Annotated in this window: 24 protein-coding genes; 10 read left to right on the forward strand and 14 right to left on the reverse strand. The window is 39.7% G+C overall.

Annotated elements, in window-relative coordinates:
• Window positions 1-129 precede the first annotated feature (129 nt).
• From KMW37_RS14325 to hflC, 3 genes are all read left to right on the forward strand, one after another.
• Window positions 130-741 (forward strand): cytochrome c oxidase subunit 3, encoded by a 612-nt coding sequence (locus KMW37_RS14325; protein ID WP_215225327.1) that lies wholly within the window; start codon window positions 130-132, stop codon window positions 739-741.
• A 76-nt stretch (window positions 742-817) separates the two neighbouring features.
• Window positions 818-1,795: an FtsH protease activity modulator HflK gene (gene hflK, locus KMW37_RS14330; protein WP_215225328.1), complete on the forward strand. Its 978-nt coding sequence runs from the start codon at window positions 818-820 to the stop codon at window positions 1,793-1,795.
• Window positions 1,792-2,730 (forward strand): protease modulator HflC, encoded by a 939-nt coding sequence (hflC, locus tag KMW37_RS14335; protein ID WP_215225329.1) that lies wholly within the window; start codon window positions 1,792-1,794, stop codon window positions 2,728-2,730. The genes hflK and hflC overlap by 4 nt, the downstream gene beginning before the upstream one ends.
• Before the next feature lie 240 nt (window positions 2,731-2,970).
• Here the strand turns inward: hflC and KMW37_RS14340 are convergent, their stop codons facing one another.
• Window positions 2,971-4,203 (reverse strand): ammonium transporter, encoded by a 1,233-nt coding sequence (locus KMW37_RS14340; RefSeq protein ID WP_215225330.1) that lies wholly within the window; start codon window positions 4,201-4,203, stop codon window positions 2,971-2,973.
• Window positions 4,204-4,259: 56 nt separating this feature from the next.
• The gene (locus KMW37_RS14345) at window positions 4,260-4,598 is read right to left on the reverse strand and encodes a P-II family nitrogen regulator (RefSeq protein ID WP_186755777.1); all 339 of its coding nucleotides are present in this window, start codon (window positions 4,596-4,598) and stop codon (window positions 4,260-4,262) included.
• Between the two features lie 301 nt (window positions 4,599-4,899).
• Between KMW37_RS14345 and KMW37_RS14350 the strand changes: the two genes are divergently transcribed.
• Both KMW37_RS14350 and KMW37_RS14355 read left to right on the forward strand, forming a co-directional pair.
• Window positions 4,900-5,802, forward strand: coding sequence for a nucleotidyltransferase family protein (locus KMW37_RS14350; protein WP_215225331.1), 903 nt, complete (start codon window positions 4,900-4,902; stop codon window positions 5,800-5,802).
• Window positions 5,803-5,920: 118 nt separating this feature from the next.
• Window positions 5,921-6,340, forward strand: a complete 420-nt coding sequence (locus KMW37_RS14355; protein WP_215225332.1) for a DoxX family protein — start codon at window positions 5,921-5,923, stop codon at window positions 6,338-6,340.
• 32 nt (window positions 6,341-6,372) lie between these two features.
• On the opposite strand, the gene KMW37_RS14360 is transcribed toward KMW37_RS14355, so the two are convergent.
• The 3 genes from KMW37_RS14360 to KMW37_RS14370 are packed head-to-tail and all read right to left on the reverse strand — an operon-like array spanning window position 6,373 to window position 9,627.
• A complete protein-coding gene (locus KMW37_RS14360; protein WP_215225333.1) occupies window positions 6,373-7,728 on the reverse strand; it encodes an FAD-dependent oxidoreductase in 1,356 nt (451 codons plus the stop codon).
• Between the two features lie 53 nt (window positions 7,729-7,781).
• On the reverse strand, window positions 7,782-9,062 hold the full coding sequence (gene kynU, locus KMW37_RS14365; RefSeq protein ID WP_215225334.1) for a kynureninase: 1,281 nt from the start codon (window positions 9,060-9,062) through the stop codon (window positions 7,782-7,784).
• A gap of 52 nt (window positions 9,063-9,114) precedes the next feature.
• On the reverse strand, window positions 9,115-9,627 hold the full coding sequence (locus KMW37_RS14370; RefSeq protein WP_215225335.1) for a 3-hydroxyanthranilate 3,4-dioxygenase: 513 nt from the start codon (window positions 9,625-9,627) through the stop codon (window positions 9,115-9,117).
• A 384-nt stretch (window positions 9,628-10,011) separates the two neighbouring features.
• On the opposite strand from KMW37_RS14370, the gene KMW37_RS14375 reads away from it, so the two are divergent.
• On the forward strand, window positions 10,012-10,575 hold the full coding sequence (locus KMW37_RS14375; RefSeq protein ID WP_246581503.1) for a thiamine pyrophosphokinase: 564 nt from the start codon (window positions 10,012-10,014) through the stop codon (window positions 10,573-10,575).
• Between the two features lie 11 nt (window positions 10,576-10,586).
• On the opposite strand, the gene KMW37_RS14380 is transcribed toward KMW37_RS14375, so the two are convergent.
• Window positions 10,587-11,240, reverse strand: a complete 654-nt coding sequence (locus KMW37_RS14380) for a Tll0287-like domain-containing protein (RefSeq protein ID WP_215225337.1) — start codon at window positions 11,238-11,240, stop codon at window positions 10,587-10,589.
• 166 nt (window positions 11,241-11,406) lie between these two features.
• On the opposite strand from KMW37_RS14380, the gene prfA reads away from it, so the two are divergent.
• The 4 genes from prfA to prmC all read left to right on the forward strand — a co-directional run bounded on the left by prfA (window position 11,407) and on the right by prmC (window position 14,408).
• The gene (gene prfA / locus KMW37_RS14385) at window positions 11,407-12,483 is read left to right on the forward strand and encodes a peptide chain release factor 1 (RefSeq protein WP_215225338.1); all 1,077 of its coding nucleotides are present in this window, start codon (window positions 11,407-11,409) and stop codon (window positions 12,481-12,483) included.
• Window positions 12,484-12,638: 155 nt separating this feature from the next.
• The gene (locus KMW37_RS14390) at window positions 12,639-13,172 is read left to right on the forward strand and encodes a GNAT family N-acetyltransferase (protein ID WP_215225339.1); all 534 of its coding nucleotides are present in this window, start codon (window positions 12,639-12,641) and stop codon (window positions 13,170-13,172) included.
• A gap of 88 nt (window positions 13,173-13,260) precedes the next feature.
• Window positions 13,261-13,467, forward strand: coding sequence for a hypothetical protein (locus tag KMW37_RS14395; RefSeq protein WP_215225340.1), 207 nt, complete (start codon window positions 13,261-13,263; stop codon window positions 13,465-13,467).
• A gap of 101 nt (window positions 13,468-13,568) precedes the next feature.
• Window positions 13,569-14,408 carry a peptide chain release factor N(5)-glutamine methyltransferase gene (gene prmC, locus KMW37_RS14400; RefSeq protein WP_215225341.1) on the forward strand — a complete coding sequence of 280 codons (840 nt, stop codon included), beginning with the start codon at window positions 13,569-13,571 and terminating at the stop codon, window positions 14,406-14,408.
• Between the two features lie 8 nt (window positions 14,409-14,416).
• Here the strand turns inward: prmC and KMW37_RS14405 are convergent, their stop codons facing one another.
• From KMW37_RS14405 to KMW37_RS14440, 8 genes are all read right to left on the reverse strand, one after another.
• The gene (locus KMW37_RS14405; RefSeq protein ID WP_215225342.1) at window positions 14,417-14,683 is read right to left on the reverse strand and encodes a HEAT repeat domain-containing protein; all 267 of its coding nucleotides are present in this window, start codon (window positions 14,681-14,683) and stop codon (window positions 14,417-14,419) included.
• A 128-nt stretch (window positions 14,684-14,811) separates the two neighbouring features.
• Entirely contained in the window at window positions 14,812-15,462 is a 651-nt protein-coding gene (locus KMW37_RS14410) for a DUF2306 domain-containing protein (protein ID WP_246581504.1), read from the reverse strand.
• Window positions 15,463-15,701: 239 nt separating this feature from the next.
• Window positions 15,702-17,393: a GMC oxidoreductase gene (locus KMW37_RS14415; RefSeq protein WP_215225343.1), complete on the reverse strand. Its 1,692-nt coding sequence runs from the start codon at window positions 17,391-17,393 to the stop codon at window positions 15,702-15,704.
• A 91-nt stretch (window positions 17,394-17,484) separates the two neighbouring features.
• Window positions 17,485-19,185 carry a GMC oxidoreductase gene (locus tag KMW37_RS14420; protein ID WP_215225344.1) on the reverse strand — a complete coding sequence of 567 codons (1,701 nt, stop codon included), beginning with the start codon at window positions 19,183-19,185 and terminating at the stop codon, window positions 17,485-17,487.
• 11 nt (window positions 19,186-19,196) lie between these two features.
• Window positions 19,197-19,748, reverse strand: a complete 552-nt coding sequence (locus tag KMW37_RS14425; RefSeq protein ID WP_215225345.1) for a gluconate 2-dehydrogenase subunit 3 family protein — start codon at window positions 19,746-19,748, stop codon at window positions 19,197-19,199.
• Window positions 19,749-20,186: 438 nt separating this feature from the next.
• Window positions 20,187-21,311 (reverse strand): P1 family peptidase, encoded by a 1,125-nt coding sequence (locus KMW37_RS14430; RefSeq protein ID WP_215225346.1) that lies wholly within the window; start codon window positions 21,309-21,311, stop codon window positions 20,187-20,189.
• Between the two features lie 163 nt (window positions 21,312-21,474).
• Window positions 21,475-21,942 (reverse strand): pyrophosphohydrolase domain-containing protein, encoded by a 468-nt coding sequence (locus KMW37_RS14435; protein WP_215225347.1) that lies wholly within the window; start codon window positions 21,940-21,942, stop codon window positions 21,475-21,477.
• A 111-nt stretch (window positions 21,943-22,053) separates the two neighbouring features.
• Window positions 22,054-22,812 (reverse strand): hypothetical protein, encoded by a 759-nt coding sequence (locus KMW37_RS14440; protein ID WP_215225348.1) that lies wholly within the window; start codon window positions 22,810-22,812, stop codon window positions 22,054-22,056.
• Window positions 22,813-22,949: the final 137 nt, after the last annotated feature.

The raw sequence follows: 22,949 nt of genomic DNA on the forward strand, positions 1-22,949 counted from the left end.
ATATACTACGCCAAGCAAATTTGTATATTCTTTCACTTTTACAAACCAAGCAATAGTTGCAACCAATTCACAGCTACTTAAGTTATAATCACGTACGACAAATCGATGGTCTCATCCGAAAATTGGCTCATGAAAACAAAAACAGAGGATAGCTGGGTAAAAAAAGTAGAAAGACTCCATCCATATCAAACCTTGGTTTATCTAGGAATGTTGGGTAGTGGTCTTATTTTCCTTTTTTTGTCTGTCGCATTTCTAAGCTCTTTTTATGACGCTAGCCCCCTGGAGGTTTATAAGCTTCCCAAACCTTTTTGGCTAAGCACACTGGTTCTTATTGTCAGTAGTTTTATCACCCATAAATTGATCAAATTCTACCAACAAGATCAGCCAAAGCAATTGGAAAGACTGTTATGGTTTATTTTCCTATTGGGATTATCCTTTACCAGCCTCCAGCTTTGGGGCTGGGAAGAACTGAAAAATCAGGGAATTAATTTCAGCGGTATACCCAGTGGAAGTTACCTATATGTGCTCACAGGAATACATATCTTTCATTTAATGGGCCTTTTGATCTTTGCCTTATTCCTTTTATGGGAAGTTCATCAAACTATTCTTGACCCTGTCAAAGATTTGGTATTTAGTACCAACCCCTATGCAGAGATGAAATTCAGGTTATTCATAATTTATTGGCATTATGTGGACATTATTTGGCTCTGCTTATTCCTAATATTCACTTTAGCATTTTAGCATTTTTCACCATTTACTATGCTTATTCCAATATTTTTTTGAAATTTCAATTTTCGAATAAACAAATTTTACCTTTATGGCAAACAATAATTTTGAGATCAATATCAACCCCGATTGGATCAAAAAGCACCTACGGAAGATCATTTTTGGACTGATCCTCCTCTATGCGGCATTTAGCGCCATATACACTGTAGGTCCTGAGGAAGAGGGAGTAGTTCTTCAGATGGGAAAATATAACCGCACCGTGCAGCCAGGCCTGAATTTCATTTTGCCTTTTGGCATTGAAGAGATTTTCAAAATCCCAGTCCAAAGGCAACTAAAACAGGAATTTGGATTTAGGACTTCCAATCCAGGCCAAAGATCAGATTATGTAAAGGACGGCTACCGCGATGAATCCACCATGCTCACTGGAGACTTGAATCTTACCGATGTCGAATGGGTGGTCCAATATCGTATCAGCGACTCCTATAAATATCTTTTTAAAGTCAGGAACGCGGACAAAACCCTTCGTGATATGTCTGAAGCAGCCATGAGGAAAGTAGTAGGCGATAGGACTGTCAATGAAGTGCTAACAGTGGGCAGACAGGAAATAGCCACCAGTGTGGAACAATTACTTCAAGAATTATGCGATGAATATGAAAATGGCATTCGAATCGATCAGGTTGTATTGCAGGATGTCAATCCACCGGACCCTGTAAAACCTTCCTTTAATGCCGTCAACGAAGCTCAGCAAGAAAGGGAAACCCTAATCAATCAAGCAGAAGCAGACTATAACCGGGTAATCCCAAGAGCCCGAGGTGAGGCGCAGGAAACCATTGAACTGGCAGAAGCCTTTGCCCTGAACAGGGTAAACCGCTCGAAAGGGGAAGCAGACCGATTCAATTCACTTTTCAAAGAGTATATAAAAGCCCCTGAAGTAACCAAGCAAAGGATTTATCTGGAAACCATGGAAAAAGTCCTGCCGAAACTAGGCAACAAGGTCATCGTGGATGAAAAGGGCAATAATGTATTACCCTTACTCAACTTGGACAGGAAAGGAGGAACTGAGAAATGAGCAGAAATATCATCATATACAGCATTATAAGTCTTTTGTTGATCATTGCAGCAAATGGCAGCATTTTCATCTTGGATGAAACCCAACAAGCTATCGTTACCCAATTCGGGAAGCCAGTGGGTGAACCGCGCACCAGTCCTGGACTCAACTTTAAAATTCCGTTTTTACACAAGGTTCAGTTCTTTGACAAAAGGTACCTGGAATGGGATGGAGACCGAAACCAAGTCCCTACCAAAGACAAGAAATTTATCTTTGTGGACACCTATGCCAGATGGGAAATCACCAATCCACTGCAGTTTTTTATCAGATTGAGGGATGAAAGATCTGCCCAGTCCAGATTGGATGATATTCTTGATGGTGAAACCAGAAATGCCATTGCCAGTCATGATCTACTGGATGTGGTCCGCTCCACCAACAGGGACCCAGAAGTCACAGAGGATTTTATGGAGGAACTGGAAATTCTGGAAGAGATCTCCGTTGGCCGAGAAAAAATCGAAGAAATCGTCCTTTCTAAGGCCAATGAAAGAACGGCTGATTTAGGTGTTAGAATTTTAGATTTTAAATTCAAACGAATGAATTATGTAAATGAAGTTCGTGACCGCGTGTATGACCGAATGATCAGTGAGCGAAATAGGATTGCCGATCAGTTCCGTTCTGAAGGTCAAGGTGAAGCCAGAAAGATCCAAGGTGATAAAGAGCGTGATTTGGCAAAAATCCAATCAGAAGCCTTTAAAGAAGCAGAAGAGATAAAAGGTCGGGCAGATGCTGAAGCTACTGCAATTTATGCCGAAGCTTACAACCAAAACAGACAGGCAGTGGATTTATATAAATTCCTAAGAACAATGGAAAGCTTTGAGAAGTCCTTGGATGAAAATACCAGCATTATTCTTTCTACAGATAGCGAATTCTTCAAATATCTCAATAGTATCAAATAAGAAAAGAAACATATTAAAACCTGATTATCCGCTATGATGACAGTAAGCTTAAGTCCTTTGCTCAGGTGGTCGGAAGTATGAAGTCCGAAGTAGTTCATATTTTAGTCAAAACGATCATTTCGATTCGCTCTTAATCATTATTTGTTCAAATGCGGATATACATATATTAAAAAATAAATGCGCCATCCACTGAATCGGATGGCGCTTTCTATTTGTCAGGTAAATCTTTTATTTCCTATCTTATTCCTTTGTCGCAAAATCAGGATATGCCCTCATGCTATGCTCATTGATATCCAAACCTTCCACCTCTTCACTTTCATGAACACGTATACCAACAGTCTTCTTCATAGAATAGAATAATACCCAGCTAAATACTATACAGAACACACCAACAGCAGCCACACCGATTAATTGAGACATCAATTGAGAGAAACCAGCAAGGTCACCAAAAATACCTACTGCTAGGGTACCCCAAATACCGCCTACCAAATGTACTGAAATCGCACCAACAGGATCATCTACTTTTACTTTGTCAAAGAAAACAACTCCAAATACTACCAAAGCTCCGCCTACGAATCCGATGATGGCAGACTCACCGACAGACATTAAATCCGCACCGGCAGTAATCCCCACCAATCCAGCCAATACTCCATTGAGTACCATAGTGATATCGTAAGACTTGAATTTCAAATAAGAGAAAATTAATGCACCAAAAGCACCAGCGGCACCAGCGATAGAAGTAGTCACAAACACTTTAGACACAGTTCCTGGGTCTGCACTCAAAACCGAACCACCGTTGAATCCAAACCATCCGAACCAAAGTAAAAACACACCGATTACAGCCATTGGAATATTGTGTCCAGGGATCGCATTCATACCTCTTTCAGTATATTTCCCAATTCTTGGCCCCAATAGATAAGCTCCAACTAAGGCTCCCCAACCACCTACAGAATGGACGATCGTAGAACCCGCAAAATCATAAAAAGGAGTACTTAGGGTATCCAAAAATCCTCCGCCCCATTTCCACATCCCAACGATTGGGTAACAAATAGCTACATAAAGTGTGGAGAATATGATAAATGGCCCCAATTTGATTCTTTCTGCAACAGCTCCCGACACAATAGTAGCTGCAGTAGCTGCAAACATGGCTTGGAAAATAAAATCAGTGAAGAACGTATAACCTTCGCTATAGGCATAAGTATCCCATCCTTCAGGAAGGCTTAAACCCAAGCCACTCAAGCCAAAGAAACCTCCTGCAAAAGCTTCTCCCGGATACATCAGGTCGAAGCCAATAAATGCATAGGTCAACAAACCCATGGCCGGAATAATGGTATTTTTAAATAAGATATTAATGGTGTTTTTGGCTCTTGTAAGTCCAGCCTCAAGGGAAGCAAAGCCAAGGTGCATGATGAATACTAGGATAGTGGCCACCATCATCCACACATTATTGATGGTAAATAATTCTTGGTTCATTAGAAAGGGAAATTATTGATTAGGATTTGAAAGGTGATAGATTAATAGTTGAGGAATTATAGTGCATCCGCACCTTTATCCTCATTTCTTACCCTATAGGCTTCAAGCACATCGGTAACGAAGATTTTACCATCTCCGATCTCACCTGTACGGCCTTCTTTCAGGATACATTTGATGACTGAATCTACCAGATCCTCTGTAACGACAATTTCCAACTTGGTTCTAGGAATAAAAGCTGGCTCATAAGCCACCCCCCTATACTTTTCAATCTTTGCGTGCTCAAGACCCATACCCTTAACTTCATAAAAAGTAAGGAATTTTACTCCTAAGGCAGCAATACATTTGTGAATCACCTCAAATCGAGATGTTCTAATAATCGCTTCTACTTTTTTCATTTTATTATACTGACAAACTACTCGGTTATATTTAAACCATTTTTTAACTGAATTGCATGCAAATCTAATAATACAGATTAATTTTTAACCCATATTTTTCATTTTTTTTAACAAAAACTCATTTCGTCGGGTATTTAACAAACCAAAAAGGAAGAAAACAGTGAGATTTGACAACAAACGGGTGGTTTTTAGCATTTTTTGGAAATCGGTCTAATTTTTGACTGCCCACATGGTCACTTTAAAAGATTGTCTTAATTTTAGGCACCAAAACAAACCAGACTATCAAGAAACTTTCAATTTCATGAATAAACCAACACTTTTGATTCTAGCTGCAGGGATAGGTAGCCGATATGGAGGGAATAAGCAAATAGATGGCTTTGGCCCAAAAGGAGAAACGATAATAGAATACTCAATATATGACGCAATCAGGGCAGGCTTTGGGAAAGTTGTCTTTATAGTCCGTAAAGAAATTCTGGAATTGGTCAAAGAAATTTTCTTGCCCAAGCTAGAAGGGAAAATCAAAGTCGAATTTGTTGTTCAATCCCTGGAGAGCATGGTTCCTTTGGAATATAGAAATCCCGAAAGAAAAAAGCCCTACGGCACAGGTCATGCAGTATTGTGTGCAAAGGATGCTATTAAGGAACCTTTTGCTGTAATTAATGCAGATGATTTTTATGGGAAAGAGGCCTTTCAGGTCTTGGGAGAATTTCTTCAAAATGGGGTAAAAGAGGACTTACACTGCATGGTCGGTTATGCGATTCAAAACGTACTTTCTGACAATGGCACTGTCAGTCGCGGAGTCTGCGCGACCAATGGTCATATGCAATTGATGGGAATGACAGAAAGGACAGCCATCGCACAGGAAGGTGATCGAATCCTTAGTCGTGAAAACGATCAAGAAATTGAAATACCTACTGATACTCCTGTTTCTATGAACTGCTGGGGATTCCATCCTTCATTCTTTGAAGAAACAGAAGACCTTTGGAGAAATTTCTTGGCCGAAAACAAGGACAATATCAAATCCGAATTCTATATCCCTACTGTAGCCAATGCTTTAATAGAGAAAAAGAAAGCCAACATCGCCATTCTGGAAGGAGGCAAAACATGGTTTGGAGTCACTTATCCTGATGACAAACCTGTGGTGGTAAAGGCGCTTCAGGATCTACATGAGCAAGGAGATTATCCTGATTCATTATGGACATAAGCCTATAATGGTTTCTTCCCAAAAAGATTTTACCTTAACATTATACTTCTGGATATTGTCCAATAGTTTAATTGAATAAGCGTTGATATTATAAGCACAATAAAATCAGCTTTTTATAATGAAAAAATTACTTTTCTCACATCGTCCATTTTCGCAGAATTTTGCGCTTTTGATCCTTAGGTTGAGTGCTGCAGGTATGATGATGACTCATGGCTGGTCTAAAATCGCCAATTTCAGCGAGTACCTGACCAAATTTTCAGATCCTATTGGATTAGGCCCAGCGGTTTCTTTACAGCTGGCTATTTTTGCGGAGTTTTTCTGCGCGATCCTATTGGCACTTGGCTTTATGAGCAGATGGGTATTGATCCCTTTGATTATCACTATGATGACCGCAGCATTTATAGTACATGCAGATGACCCCTTTGGAGGAAAAGAAAAAGCCCTGCTATTCCTAGTGATATTTGTTGTATTGCTTTTTACAGGCCCTGGAAAAATCTCCATGGATGCCCAGATAAATAAAAAAAATAGATATCGTTAATAAAAAGTCCCGGTGATCACCGGGACTTTTTATTATACCATTCTAGCTGTCTCCACCAGATTTATAATTTCCTCATAATTGATATTATGGTAATTCTGGGCGATCCGAGGATCGCTCATTACCTTATCCATAATTTCATTTTGGAGCTGGCCTTGTGCATAAGCGTCAGCATACTTCATATCTGAGAAAGTCACCATAGTGTACAGGGGCACCCATTCTTGTGGATATAGTTCATGGAGTTTTGCCTCTATTTTCTTGCGAATAATAAACTTAGGATTGGCCACACTGTCCCTCATTTCCACAAAATTATCCCTTGCCATTTGACTTATGGCATCTGTGTCGGGCTTTCTGATTTTCTGGAATTTCTCAAACACCAATTCCCAAGAAGTTGTACCAAATTTCTCTATCAGCTCATCCAGTATAAAGCAATCTTCAAATCCACAATTCATTCCCTGTCCAAAGAATGGAACCATAGCATGGCAGGCATCCCCAATCAATAAGGATTTATTTTTTTGCCATGGGAAGCATTCCACATTGATCAGTGAACTTGTAGGATTATTGAAAAACTCATCAGACAAATTCGGCATCAATTCAAAGGCATCATTAAAGAAAGTCCTGAAAACACTTTCCAGATCACTCTTATCGTTGATTTTATCAAAACATACTTTTTCACCTTCAAAAGGCAAAAATAAAGTACAGGTAAATGATTTGTCCGGATTTGGCAAAGCAATAAGCATAAACATACCTCTCGGCCAAATATGCAAGGCAGTCGGATCCATAGCAAATTCGCCTTCCGCCGTGGCCGGAATGGTCAACTCCTTATATCCGTGAGAAATATATTCTTGCTTATAATTCAATCTGGTCTGCTTCTGCATGGCATCCCGCAAGGAAGAATACGCTCCATCTGCCCCAATGATCACATCGGATTCTTTCACAAACTTTTGCCCGTCTGCATAGGAAAAGCTCAAAGATGTTTTAGAAATATCAATTTCTTCACAGAGATGATCAAAATATATACTCACCCCTTCTTTTTCTGCTTCGTTGATCAGCAGCTCATTGAAGTCTCTTCTCGAAATAGAATATATTGCTTGGTTTTCCTTTCCATAAGGCAAAAAGGATGTCTCACCATGTTCATCATGGATACTCCTCCCATACATGGGCAAAGCCATAGGAGCCACTTTTTTCCGTAGGCCAATTCTATCCAAGGCTTTCCAGCCACGGTCACTCAAAGCCATGTTGATGGACCTCCCTTCGGGAACATTCTTTTTATCCCTGAGATCAGAACGCTTTTCATACAAGCCAACTTCCAGTCCTTTTTTTCTCAGGTAAATTCCCAAAAGAGAACCAATCAATCCAGCTCCAATAATGCTTACATTATTATTCCTCATCGGTTCAAAATCAGTTTAATAGGTTAATTAAATAGGTCTAATATTTATTTATCTTAAGCAAATTTTGCTAAAGATCGTTCCAATATCTGCGCAAAGAGAAAAACATCCTCAAAGCTGTTGTATAATGGTGCTGGAGCTAGTCTAATCACATTCGGATTTCTCCAATCTCCCACAATTCCATTTCTATAAAACTCATCAAAAACAGCCTTTCCTCCTTTATGGATCAAAAGAGACAACTGACAGCCTCTAGCTTCAGGGTCTTCTGGGGTAATGATTTCCAAAACTCCAGTTTCACCGCTAATTTTGCGAATCAAGAATTCCAAATAGCCGGTCAATAAGACACTCTTTGTCCTCAGCCTGCCCATTCCCGCTTTCTCAAAAACATCCAAAGAAGCTTGATGGGCGGCCATCCCCAACACGTTTCCATTGGAAGTCTGCCAGCCATCCGCACCATACATGGGCTTGAAACCTTTTTCCATCATAAACCGCTCCTTTTCATCATGTCCCCACCATCCTGCAAAACGATTCAATTCCCTATTATCTGCATATTTTTCATGGACGTAGATTCCTGCCACATTTCCAGGCCCGGAATTCAAGTACTTATAACTGCACCAAGCTGCAAAATCCACCTTCCATTCATGCAAGACCAAGGGATAATTCCCAACAGCATGCGCTAGGTCAAAGCCTACCAAAGCCCCAACCCCATGACCTGCTTCGGTTATTTGCTTCATGTCAAACACCTGACCGGTATAATATTGCAGGCCTGCCATCATCACCAAAGCTAGCTCGTCCGCATGTTCTGAAATAGTATTCAGGATATCCTCAGTTCTGAGTGTATGCTCACCAACTCTAGGCGATACTTCTATGATGGCCTCATCAGGAGAATAACCGTGAAACTTCACTTGGCTCTCCAACATGTACATATCAGATGGGAAAGCTCCAGCCTCTGTCAGTATTTTAAACCTCTTTCCTTCCGGACGATAAAAAGAAACCATTAAAGCATGAAGATTGCTGGTCAGGCTGTTCATCACCACCACCTCATGTTCCTTGGCCCCTACAATATGGGACAAAGCCTTTTTTGCTCGAGTATGTACTGAAAACCAAGGTTGCTCTCCATCAAAATGTCCATCTACTGCCTTGTCCGCCCAAGCATGAAGTTCTTTCTGCACATACTCTTCTACTGCTTTTGGCTGCAAACCCAGTGAGTTTCCACAAAAATAAATAGCTGATCGTCCATCAATTTTTGGAAAAAGAAATTGAGATTGAAAATCCTTTAAGGGATCCTCAGCATCCATCTTTCTGGCAAAATCAAGGCTGTATTCGTAAGAAATCATGCTTTTGATCAAAATTTCGTGTTATTGGCTGCGAAGTAAATGTACCCACAGCCTATTTTTCCATCTTAGTTCCACACCGTGAACAAGTGGTATTCTCTGGATTGCTCCAGAATCTCTCCATGATAGGAGGCAACTGGTTAACGATATCGGTTACTTCATGGTATTCTTCATAAAGTTTATTTCCGCAATTTTCACAATGCCAGATAAAACCGTCCTTTTCACCTTCCCTTCTGTAACGCTCAAACACTAAGCCTATAGTATTGGCAGGCCTTCTTGGACTATGTGGAACTTTTGGAGGCAAAAGAAAAATCTCACCCTCTTTGATGTGGATATCCTTTGGCTCACCATCCTCTATCACTTTCAGGACAATATCCCCTTCCAACTGATAAAAAAACTCTTCTCCTTCATTGTAGTGATAATCTTTACGGGAATTTGGACCGCCCACTACCATCACAATAAAATCCTCATTGCCTGTATAAACTTGCTGATTACCGATTGGTGGTTTTAAAAGATGTCTATTATCATCAATCCACTTTTTGAAGTTAAATGGCTTTGCTAATTTCATGGTAATTGTGGTCTTTGTATGCATCAGAAATATAAATACTTCCTCAGTATCAATGGTTTTTATTAAAGGTGTTTTTAACGCCCTAAAAGTAAAAAAAAACTACCAGTTTATTGATTATTTCGCAAAATGGCTTCACCATTAAAAGCCATTAATTCCAAGATTATAGTTTACTCAAATCAAGACCTGACTTAATTAGGCCATTTTCAAACAACTAAATCCATAGCTGACTTCAATCTCCAAGCCAAAGCAATCAAAAACTAAATTGCTATAATAATTTCCTATTTTAGCCTCATATTAAACAATTACTTCGAGCTTCATTAACCTCCACAATTAGATAACATGTCCTCGCACCACTTTGTTAAAGAGCAGCAAGAACCCGCCTTAATGATACTGGATACAAAAGGCTATAATTTCGCCCAATTATCCTCTTTACTGGAATGGGTCCCGACCGTAGTAGTTGCCCAAGACGCTATCGAAACGGTCATTTCTTGGGGAATCAAAATCGACATCATTTTAGCTTCCTCAGAGTTCCAAAGAGAAAACCTGAACCTGCTGGAAGAACAGTACCCCATCCAATTCCTAACCGTCAAAAACAGCGATTTTCTCAATGAGGGATTACAATATTTAATCGCCTCTAAACATTCTGCAGTAAATATCATTGGCTTTGATCATCTAGAAGCTTTCAACTTGGAGGAAAAGCTGGATTTTCTAAATATTGTGATCTTTGACGGCCCCATCAGGTATTTTCCTGTGAGGGAAAAATCCTTTAAAAAGTGGTTCCCCGAAAGCTCATTACAAATTCATGCTCCAGAAGGAAGTATAGTAGAGATAAAAACCGCCAATGAAAGCCATTTGCTCAAAATCAGCCATGCCACCTTTATTGAAACAGAAGAAGGCACAGTGACCTTTAACTCAATTAAACCTTTTTGGATTGGGGAAATGATCTAAAAAAACAGGGATTACAGCTTCTTGACCACTTCTTTTTTGGGGATGGAAATGCTCCACATTCCCCTCAGATCACCTACTTTATGACCTTTGGCCTTATCCTCAGGATACAGTTCATCCAACTTGGACATTGTTTCCTCTGTGATGTCTTTGCCAGGTTCCCCATGACAGTTCAAGCAGAGCTTACCAGGAATCTTTATAGCCTTGGTATAAAGCAGCACTTCACCTCCTGGCAATTCCTGCACATTGGGTTTACTCTCTATATTGTTTTCTTCATTGTATTCATAAGCCTGCAAAAGCATTTCCTCCATTTCATCGGGCTGATCTGAAGGATTTCTGTAATCATGGGATACTCGCCTAATTTCTACACCGTATTCACCACTTACTTTTTTAAGGCTTGAAAGTGCCTCCACATTACAGAATGCCACTGCTTCAGCTGCTCCCTTTTCTTCTAAAGCAGTAGTCAATTTAGTCATCAGTTCTTCTTGAGCAGCTGCACTGATCTCACCACCCCATTCCATGGCCTTATTGATAATATCCACATCACTTACCTTTTTGATCTCCATGGATTGGTTAACTTCTTCCAAAACCTGCTTGTCCACATGTTTTTCAGAATTACAGGCCAAGAAGCCCCATGCACATAAAGCAATTATCAAAAGTCTCTTCATCTTTCAGCTAATTTGTAGATAAAGTTAATTGATTTTTTCCTGCATTTAAATCTAAGCCTGCTAAATGAAACAAAAGCCGAGTTGTTGAGATTTAGAGATAGCTGATTATAGATACCAGAATCCCACTTATTTTCTTAATTTTGATGCTTGAAAAGAAATTGAAATTATGCTTGATAAGTTAGAGCACATAAAAGACCGTTTTGAGGAAGTTGGACAGCTGATCATCCAGCCCGATGCTATGGCGGATATGAGCAAATACACTAAGCTCACCAAAGAATATAAGGACCTGGAAAAAATAGTAGCAGTTTATGACGAGTATAAATTGGTGCTGGAGAATATAGATAGTTCTAAGGAAATCCTGGAAAATGAAAAAGATCCTGATTTCAGAGACATGGCCAAGGCCGAACTTGATGAATTAAAAGACAGACAGGTAGTATTGGAAAAGGACCTTAAGCAGATGCTTATCCCTAAAGATCCCAATGACTCTAAAGACTGTATCCTTGAGATCAGGAGTGGTACAGGAGGGGATGAAGCAGCAATTTTTGCTGGTGACCTTTTCAGAATGTACCAACGATTTGCAGAAAAGCAAAACTGGAACCTGACCATTCTCGATTTGACCTTTGGCTCAGCGGGAGGTTATAAGGAAATTATCAGTACCGTTTCCGGAGCAGACGTTTATGGAATGCTCAAATATGAATCGGGCGTTCACCGTGTACAAAGGGTTCCAGCCACTGAGACACAAGGCAGGGTACATACATCCGCTGCTACAGTTGCTGTTCTACCTGAAATGGAAGATGTAGATGTGCAGATAGACATGAATGACGTACGTAAGGATACTTATTGTTCTTCAGGACCTGGAGGGCAGTCTGTAAACACCACGTATTCTGCAGTTAGACTGACACACGAACCAACTGGAATAGTAGTAACTTGTCAGGATCAGAAATCCCAGATCAAAAACTTCGAAAAGGCCCTAAAGGTACTGCGCTCTAGAATATATGAAATTGAGTTGGCCAAACACAATGAGGCTGTTGGTGCGCAGAGAAAATCAATGGTAGGAAGTGGTGACCGCTCTGATAAGATCAGAACCTATAACTACCCACAAAGCCGAGTTACTGATCACAGGATCAACAAAACCGTTTACAATCTTCCCGATGTGGTGGAAGGAAATATTGAAGAGTTCATCAGTGCGCTGCGATTTGCAGAAAATGCTGAAAGGCTTAAAAACAGTGGCATGGAGGATTGATCTCCATGCCTTTTTCTTTAGCATACTTTTTTTTCACCGCTAATCATTATTTTCTCCTCTCTACATGATTTTCGTCCTCTAGGATCATTTTGGGTATGATATATGTAGTGTATTCCGATTATTCTGAACACTACATAATCTATTATCTACCTCATATGAAAATTCAAGGAGACAAGGGCGTAGCACTAGTATCCTGGGGCGGACAGCACTTCCACAAACTGTATCCCATGGCCAACAACCCAGCTATTGCCAATAATTTAAAGGATAGTTTTCCACAGCCCTACACCATTCATGATGCTCGTGCATGGATAGAACACAATATAAAATTCAATCCTCCACAAAATTTTGCTATTGAAAAAAATGGCGAATTGGTAGGCTCTATTGGTGCAGAAAAAGGAAAGGATGAATTGCGAACCAATATGGAAATCGGCTTCTGGATAGGCCAAGCATATTGGGGACAGGGAATTGCTACTGAAGCCACAAAGCTTTTCGTCAATCACTTGTTTGAAAAATTTCCTGTCTATAGAGTATTTGCCACAGTTTTTGATTTTAACATCCCGTGCTTGCGTGTCATCCAAAAGGCTGGGTTTCAAGAGGAGGCCATTTTAAAAAATGCCTTTATTAAAAATAATAAAGTAGGAGACATCTATCAATATGTGATGCTCAAAGATGAATTTAAAAATAAATGATCAGCCATAAAATGGTAATGTAACTCTCAAAAACAGCAATTAACAACAACGTTTTCAATGTTGGTCTGATTATTGATTTTTGAGAAGCATGAAAAAATTTATCAAACATATCGGATTTTCACTGGTTCTATTCTTTCTTGTTTCAATGGTCACCAGTTCCTGCGTAGTATATGACCATCATCATGGACATTACTTCAAAAAGAGTTATAAAAAAGTCCCTTCTGGACATTTGAAAAACCATAATGGCCATCACCCCAAATATCATAAAAAAGGAAAAAAGAGAGGAAAATGGTAATAATTAAGACAGGGTTAATCCTGTCTTTTTCCTTTTCTCATCTTATATCCAAATCTATTTCTTGCTAAAAACTTTTACCTTTGCCCAAAGCAAATTAAACCATGAACGCTGCCAGGCAACTTTACAATTCTTTCCATTCCAAAATTCTAAGTATTTACCCAGATCCTGAGGCTCAACAATTAGTATTTTGGCTCTTTGAGCATTTTCTTAGAATTAGCCGGGCAGACATTATTAGAAATATAGAAATTTCTGAAGTACCTGAATCTCTTAATTTGGCCCTGAAGGAATTGGAATCTGGAAAACCAATCCAGTATATATTGGGCCATGCTCCCTTTTATGGGCGTGATTTTAAGGTTTCCCCTGCGGTGTTAATTCCCAGAAATGAAACCGAGGAACTGGTTCACCTTATCATTCAGGAAAACCAACAGCCTAATTTAAGGATATTGGATATTGGGACAGGTTCTGGTTGTATTCCCATTTCACTTTTTCTGGAAATGCAGCAACCTGAGACCCATGCTTTAGACATTAGTAATGAAGCACTGGAAATTGCCAAAGCAAATGCAACACAACTTCATGCAAAAATAAACTTCCACAAAACCGACATTTTAAAGGAAGAAATACCTCTGGAGGAGCTGGATATTTTGGTCAGCAACCCTCCCTATGTGCGAATGCTGGAAAAAACATGGATGCGTAGCAATGTTCTGGACCATGAACCTGATTTGGCTTTATTTGTCACGGATGACGATCCACTGGTTTTCTATAGAACAATTGCCCAAAAGGGTTTAAATGCACTCAAGCCTGAAGGCAAGCTTTATTTTGAAATCAACGAGGCCCTAGGAAAGGAAATGATTAAGCTAATAAAAACCATGGGCTATTTAGATGTTACCATTCACAAAGATCTACAAGGAAAAGACCGCATGCTATCGGCCACTAAAAGATAATTTAATCTCTATTCCAAACGCTCTACTGCCAATTTTCTAACTTCAGCATCTGGATCATGGAGAACAACAGAAGACAAAGTAGACTGTGTTTTCAATTTGCCAACAGCAATTTTTCGAACCTCTGCATCAGGATCATGAAGGGCGACTGATGCCAGCGTACTTTGGTTATTTAAATTTTCATCCTCTGTTTGAAAAGCTCCATGCATTTCCCCTTCATCTACAGAAGAAACAATTACCTCATCAAAGGATTTTTTTGACTCATAGCGAACTTTCATGCAGGAATTAAGAGCTAACAAAAGACCTAATGCAACAAAAAGATTTTTCATAGTACAGAATTAATCAAAAACTAAAACATTAAGTTATATCGATTCCTTTCAAATTCAAAATGATACAACAAATCAAACTATAATATTGGATCACTTACTTTCTGAATGATGCGATGATTAATCCACCAAGCTAAGGCCATATTGGGCACCCAGCATAACCAAGCCACAATAGTATAGGCTGTAATGAATTCAGGGAAAATCATGTTTAAAAAGGGTAAATAAATCCTTAAGGTTACCGCGGCCCAACAAAGGGCATAACTATAGATCATCATCTTTTGATGACGGATGATCTCTTTTCTCAAAATATAAAAATAGGCTGCAAAAGTACTTGAGAACCAACATAAGCCTAAAATTATGAAACCCATTTTGGTCAACCAGGTACCAGTAGCATAAAAGCCCAAATAAAAGCCCGCTAAAGCTCCAAGCAGGCCACAAATCACATAAAACCGCCCAATCGTCCTATGAATTTTTATATGCTGATTTCTAATTTTTGTGCTAAACTGAACCCAACCGATCAGTAAAGCTATCCCTGCAAAAACTATATGAACATAAAAACCTAAGTTCCAAGCAAAACTATTTAGCAACACCAAACTTTTGGTTCCTAAAAAACCTATATCCCTATCATTCATAAAAATATAAACAAGAGGATACACTCCTATCAATAGGGAGAAAAGGGCGAATACGAACCACCTGAGTTTTTTCACGATAGAAAGGAAACTATTTCCCATCAAATTAAGGAAATAGAACTATAAAAAAAATCCCCTGATCAGAACCTTCCAAACAGGGGACTTGTCAAACAACCGCAAATAATTAAGACAAAACTAATTACTTAAGTTATACTAGTAAATACATGTAATCATGTAATAAGCCCCATTTACGATCCTATCTAATCACTTTATTTATTTTCAGGAGATATCAACATGGATAGAACGATAATCTTGATTCAACTTAATCAAGATTAGATATACTATTTGTTTAACTCCTTCACAGCATAGTCAACAGCTCTTGCAGTAAAGGCCATATAGGTCAATGAAGGGTTTTGACAAGCAGAAGAAGTCATAAAAGAACCATCTGTAATAAACACATTTGGAACTTCATGCATCTGGTTAAATCCATTCAATACTGAAGTCTTTGGATCTCTACCCATTCTTGCCGTTCCCATCTCATGAATACAATGACCCGGAGGCGGGGCATTATCATATGAGTTTATATTCATTGCACCAGCAGCTTCCAGCATTTCCTTTGCACTGTCCGCCATATCTTTACGCATGGCTTTTTCATTCTCTCCAAATTCACAGTCAATATCCAAGGTCGGCAATCCATTGGGATCCAACTTATCATGGTTAAGGCTAACCTTATTATCATAATTTGGAAGCATCTCACCAAAGGCCTGAATCCCCATCCCCCAATTGGCTGATGCCACAGTTTTGGATATTTTAAAATCAGCTCCTATTCCTTCAGCCCCAACTTCTCCACGGCCTCTACTTGCTCCTCCCTGATAACCATATCCACGAACAAAGGCATCCATTTTAGTAGCCTCGTTGATATTTCTGAATCTTGGGATATAGATACCGTTTGGCCTTCTACCATAGGTTGTTTTATCTTCAAACCCTTCAATCTTTCCAGATGCACCTACCCCATAATGATGGTCCATTAGGTTATGTCCTACCTGTTCACTTCCATTACCTAAGCCATTAGGGAAGGCTTCTGAGATAGAGTTCAGTAAAATCCAGCTTGTTCCCAAAGTCGATGCATTCAAGAATATAATCTTTGCATAATATTCTATATATTCCTTGGTTTCGGCATCCATGATCCTTACACCATTGGCCTTGCCTGACTCCTTATCATATAGGACCTCCGTCACGATAGAGAATGGCCTCAGGGTCATATTTCCAGTCATCATAGCGGCAGGTAAAGTCACTCCATTACTACTAAAATACCCTGTAAAAGGGCATCCTCTTGTGCACAAACTTCTGTACTGGCAAGGACCACGACCATTATGGGCTTCGGTAATATTTGATGAGCGACCAATGGTCATGATTCTGTCCGAAAATTGCCCCTTAATACGTGCAGCTACATGTTTTTCTACGCAGTTCATTTCCATGGCCTGTAGAAAATCACTATCTGGTAGTTGTGGGAGCCCTTCAGCCTGACCTGAAATTCCCGCAAACTTTTCCACATAACTGTACCAGGGAGCAATATCATTATACCTTACCGGCCAATCCACACCATGTCCATCCTTCAAATTGGCGCTAAAATCTATATCACTCAACCGGTAACACTGCCGGCCCCACATTAAAGAACGACCTCCAACCTGATATCCTCTGATCCAGTTAAATGGTTTGACCTGATTGTAGGGATTTTCATTGTCATCCACCCAAAAATGCGCTGTAGTCTCGTCAAAAGCATAACATTTACTTTGGATGGGGTGCTTTTCTCTCATCTCATGAGTGGTTCTCCCTCCATGATCAAATTCCCATGGATTCATATTGGTGGTAGGGTAATCCTTGATATGCTCCACATTTCTCCCCCTTTCCAAGACCAAGGTTTTTAAGCCCTTTTCACTCAGTTCTTTGGCAGCCCAACCACCACTAATACCTGAGCCAATTACGATAGCATCGTAAGTATGCTCCTTTTTGGCTTTAATATTTAAATTCATCTACTTTCATTTAATATCAGGAGTAAACCCCATCATTAACACCTATGGTGGGAAAAGCAAAAAGCCGGCTCAAACCGGCTTCTATAATAAATTATAGATTTTGTTTTTTCAGTTCCTTAACCGCATGATCAGCTGCTCTAGCAGTAAATGCCATATAAGTCAAAGATGGATTTTGACATGCAGAAGATGTCATAAAAGAACCATCAGTGATAAATACGTTTGGAACTTCGTGCATTTGATTAAATCCATTCAATACTGAAGTCTTTGGGTCTCTACCCATTCTCGCAGTGCCCATCTCATGGATACAGTGCCCAGGAGGAGGAGTACTATCATAGGAATTAATATCTCTGGCACCAGCAGCCTCTAGAATATCAATGGCACTTTGGCGCATATCCTTTCTCATGGCTTTTTCATTATCCTTGAATTCACAATCAATATCCAAGGTTGGTAAACCATTAGCATCCAATTTATCATGATTGAGTGTAACCTTGTTTTCATAATACGGTAAATGCTCACCCCAAGAACCTATTCCAAAGCTCCACTCATCTCTAGGCTCAGTCTTGGACATCTTAAAGTCTGCTCCGATACCTTCAGGGCCTCCATTACCTCTCCCTCTACTTGCTCCTCCTTGATATCCAAATCCTCGAACATAATCATCTCTCATAGTAGAATCACTGATGTTTCGGAATCTTGGTACATAAATACCATTTGGTCGACGGCCATAGAAATATTTATCATTAAAACCATCAAACTTACCCGATGCGCCCACTCCAAAGTGGTGATCCATTAGGTTGTGTCCTACTTGCTCACTACCGTTTCCTAGCCCATTCGGGAACGCATCGGAAACAGAGTTTAACAATACCCAGCTGGTACCCAATGTAGAAGCATTTAGGAAAATGATTTTGGCATAATATTCCACATACTCCTTGGTTTCGGCATCCATGATTCTAACACCAGTAGCTTTTCCTGACTCTTTATCGTATAGCACCTCAGTAACAATAGAGAAAGGTCTCAGGGTCATATTGCCTGTCTTCATCGCTGCTGGCAAGGTCGCAGAGTTACTGCTAAAGTACCCTCCAAAAGGACAGCCTCTGGCACACATATTTCTATATTGACAAGGCCCACGTCCATTATGTGGCTGGGTAACATGAGCTGCCCTACCAATGGTGATGATCCTATCATCAAATTTTTCCTTTACTCTTTGCGCCACATGCTTCTCCACGCAGTTCATCTCCATTGCTGGAAGGAAATGGCTATCGGGAAGCTGTGGAAGCCCTTCAGCCTGACCGGAAATCCCGGCAAACTTCTCCACATATTCATACCAAGGAGCAAGCTCCTTATACCTAACTGGCCAATCTACCCCAAAACCATCTTTGGCATTGGCTGAAAAATCAATATCACTAAGTCTATAACACTGTCTTCCCCACATCAGGGATCTACCACCAACATGGTAGCCTCTCAACCAGTTGAATGGCTTAACCTCATTATAAGGATTTTCGTTATCATCCACCCAAAAATGCTCCGTAGCTTCACCAAAAGCATAACATCTGCTTTGGATAGGGTGCTTTTCCTTCATCTCATTGGTAGACCACCCGTGGTGATCCATTTCCCATGGATTAAGGTTGGTTGTAGGATAATCTTTGATATGCTCTACATTTCTACCACGCTCAAGCACCAATGTTTTCAGCCCTTTTTCGGCAAGCTCCTTAGCTGCCCATCCACCACTGATTCCTGATCCTACGACAATAGCATCGTAGGTATTCTCTTTATTTGCTTTAATATTTAAATTCATGATTTATTATTTTAGGCCCAAGCTTTGTCTCCAGGATGATAGTCTACACATCCATCATATCTTCCTGGTACCAACTTATACCTTAAGGCTTGTGTTGCACCAATTTCAGAACTGAAGTATCCAAAAAGTGTTAATTCTTTTACAATTTTATATCCTCTGGTCAAATTTTCATCTAGATCATTCTCCTTTGCATATACTTTAGCATCAATTTCGGCTATTGTAGCAACTTGACCATCAACAGCAAGGGATGAAAAGTCTTTTTCATTTTCAATATGAGCTAAAAAGGCAGATACTTTTTCCCTGTCTTCCTGTGAATAACAGTCTTCTAAAACAGTCACCATAAATGGCCCAACACCCGCTGCTTTCGCTCCTGGGCTATCTGGAGTATCCGGAATGATGATGTCTCCGATTTCTGACATTAACTGCGCGTCTTCAGGAGTAAATACTCCTGGTGCAGCTTCCTTGGAACGAGTACATCCTTGTTGAAAAACGGTCAATGTAGACACTGATAAAGCACTACCAAATATCAGCGCGACATTCTTCATCGCTTCGCGTCTTTTCATGTTAATTTATGTTTAGGATTAGTTTTTGCAAGCAATACAATCCCTGAAAATATTGAAAACCAAAATGATAAAAAACTTTTTTCTTACAAAAGGTAGTTATAGTCCTTTAGGCCATATCTCTGGCTTAAGAATATAGCATAGGTATTTTAGTCAATAATTTTGAGGAGATTTAAAATTTCATTTTAAAATTCTATAGACAAGCCTAATAGGGGCCATATCAGTATTTCCTATTGCAATAAAAAAGCTGCAAATTCCCTTTTCTTTTTTTGGGCAGATCAAAGGGGATACGGTAAAAATTTTACAATAGCTGACTGACCATTTTTAAACCTTTCCAAATTCGAAAAAATACATCCCAAAAAACTCGGAGCCCAGGAGATGTTGACTTTAATAACAATTAAGTTAATTTTATCGCAGATTTTACATTGATTAGTACTCAAATCAGTCCTTCAACATTTCTACCACTTTGCTAATAGGTAAAGCCTTGATCTCATGCCCCTCATAACCTCTGGTAGTTTCAGCAGCAAAAAGGGAATTGATGATAGCCTCTTCAGTCGCCTCAATAACCGCCAAAAACAATCCACTCATATCATCATTTCTCAAAACACTCATTTCATGCTTTTCCAATGATTTTGCCTGATAGGGAATTCTTAAATTTTCGGCAGTGGAAAAAGCCAATACATAATCGCCCGATCCATTGGAAGCAATCCCGCCAGTTTTGGCCAATCCCAAAAGGGCCCTCTTAGCAATGCGCCTTAGGTTTCTTTCATGCACTGGTGCATCAGTAGCAACTATGATCATACAGGATCCATCTGCGGACTCCAATTGGTTTTTAAATGCATATTGTTCCAAAGCCTTGCCAACCGGCAATCCATCTATTTGAAGCACACCGCCAAAATTGGACTGTACTAAAACCCCAACAGTATATCCGCCCATTTCCTCTGGCAATTCCCTGGAAGCAGTACCAATCCCTCCTTTAAAACCAAAACAAACTGTTCCAGTACCTGCACCTACATTGCCTTCTTCCACAGTCCCACTGCCTGCATCTTTTATTGCTTCCAAAACATCTGAAGCTTTTACATGTCTTCCACGAATATCATTCAAATAACCATCATTGGTTTCGCCCACAATAGAATTTACTGAACGAACACCGCCATTTTCTGGAAAGGAAAAAGTATAATCAATAAGTCCTTCAATCCCTGCTGCCACACTTAATGTATTGGTCAGCACTATGGGCGTTTCTATGTTTCCCAATTCCTCCACTTGCGTACTTCCCGCCAATTTCCCAAAGCCATTTCCCACGTAAACCGCTGCGGGTACTTTTTCCTGAAAAATATTTTCTCCATGAGGAAGAATTGCTGTAACACCTGTCCTCACACTATCTCCTTTAACCAAAGTTTTATGTCCCACCATGACACCACTTACATCGGTAATGGCATTCATCTTCCCAGTTGGCATCACCCCAAATTCAAAACCATAATCTCTGGCTCGCTTCTGGGCTGAAACCTGAAAAACAGGTAAAATCAATAAAGCCAGCAGGCATAGCGATTTTGTAAAAATATTCATGGATATGGGATATTAAATTCACATTATTGGATAAAACAACAAACATCTCAAACTGAACTCTGTACAATTTAGGGGATAAACACAAAACCACAAGATTTTAGGATTTCTTGTGGTTTTAAGGAGGAAATAAAACTTAATTTCCATCATGTTTTTATAGACTCTTTTAGGCTCCCAAAATGCCCTTAAGGTCTGCTGGAGAATAATTCACAGATTTTAGGGTTTTACGGTCCTCTTTTCTAAAAACCAAATACAAATCCCCCTCCTTTTCATAAAAGCAATCCACTCCTTGGCCTTGATAATGAGCCATTGTAGCCTCAGCTTCCTCTACAGACTTACAGGCTTTGCTCATATTAGACCTTTGCACTTCATCAAAGAGCTCCTTGAACTTATCGGCCAATCCAAATTCCAACACGGCCCCTGCCAGTACATATTGTAAGTCACATAAGGCATCTGCCACCTCTACTATATTTTCATTTTTTATTCCCTCTTCCAGCTCCTTTAGCTCCTCCGCCAAGAGCGAAACCCTTAACTTTGATCTATTCTCATGAGGCAAGGTTGGCGCCTCCAACACTGGATGCTTAAAGGTCTGGTGAAATTCAGCTACTGCACTTAAAGTCTTAGGATCTTTCATAATTCAATATCTATAATTAATCGGCACGAAAGAAATTCAAAAAGAGACTAAATACAAAAAAAGGCGAGAAAATCTCTCACCTTATTTTATGTTTACTTTGAAAAACCTATCTCATTGCTTTTTCAGCATTACCGCGCTTTCCAAATTACTTTCTACTTGACTGTATAGCAAACCGTTTCCGTCTACATTTCCAGGACCTATCTCTACTATCCCATCAGCATTAGCGTCCAGCGCTGTGCTTATATCCACGCCATCAAACATCGCCTCCATATCAAACACAACAGTCATATCTGTATTTCCTTCCACCTTATATCCATTGGAAGATTCAGCAGCGGCTCTTAACTGCTTTTCGGCCGAAAACCAAACTTCAGTTGTCTTGCCTTCCATTTCTCCCATAACCATAAGCGATTTATCTTTCATTTCACCATCAGTATGCTTATGCAGCTTAAAGATCACTTCAGTATAACTTCCATTCGGAGTTTCCCCTTCCCCAATCACTTCAACTTTACTTTCTCCATCTGCTACCAGCACGAGGCTTTTCTCTTTTGTCACTTCAGAACCGAGTTCCGCACTGAGGTTCGTCAATAATGTACCATTCCCGATGCTAATTCCAGCACTAACTTCTGCTTGGGACATATATTTCATTTCCATGTCCTTTGTACCTACTTGAAAAGAACTCACCGTCATAGCCCCCAAATCCATTCGACTGTTTTCTGATGTACTTCCCGCATCAGCTTTGGCAGTAGATTTTAAAGTTACTTGACTGTAACCTTCTTTCGGCATTTCATCATCCTGTGAACAGGCCATCATTATTAAGCCTAAGCTAAGAGGCATCATCCATTTCGCAATGTTTCTAGTTGAATTATTCATAATGTGTAAACTGTTGGTTTATCTTCAGGAGCTAGCCTTGCAAACAAAATGCCAAAAACGTGTATGAAATTCTGAATAAATGAAACAAGTCGTAATAATACATAAATAAAATACTCATACACAAAAGTAAAAACACA

This window comes from Echinicola shivajiensis (assembly GCF_018642165.1).
GTDB classification, from domain to species: Bacteria; Bacteroidota; Bacteroidia; order Cytophagales; family Cyclobacteriaceae; genus Echinicola; species Echinicola shivajiensis.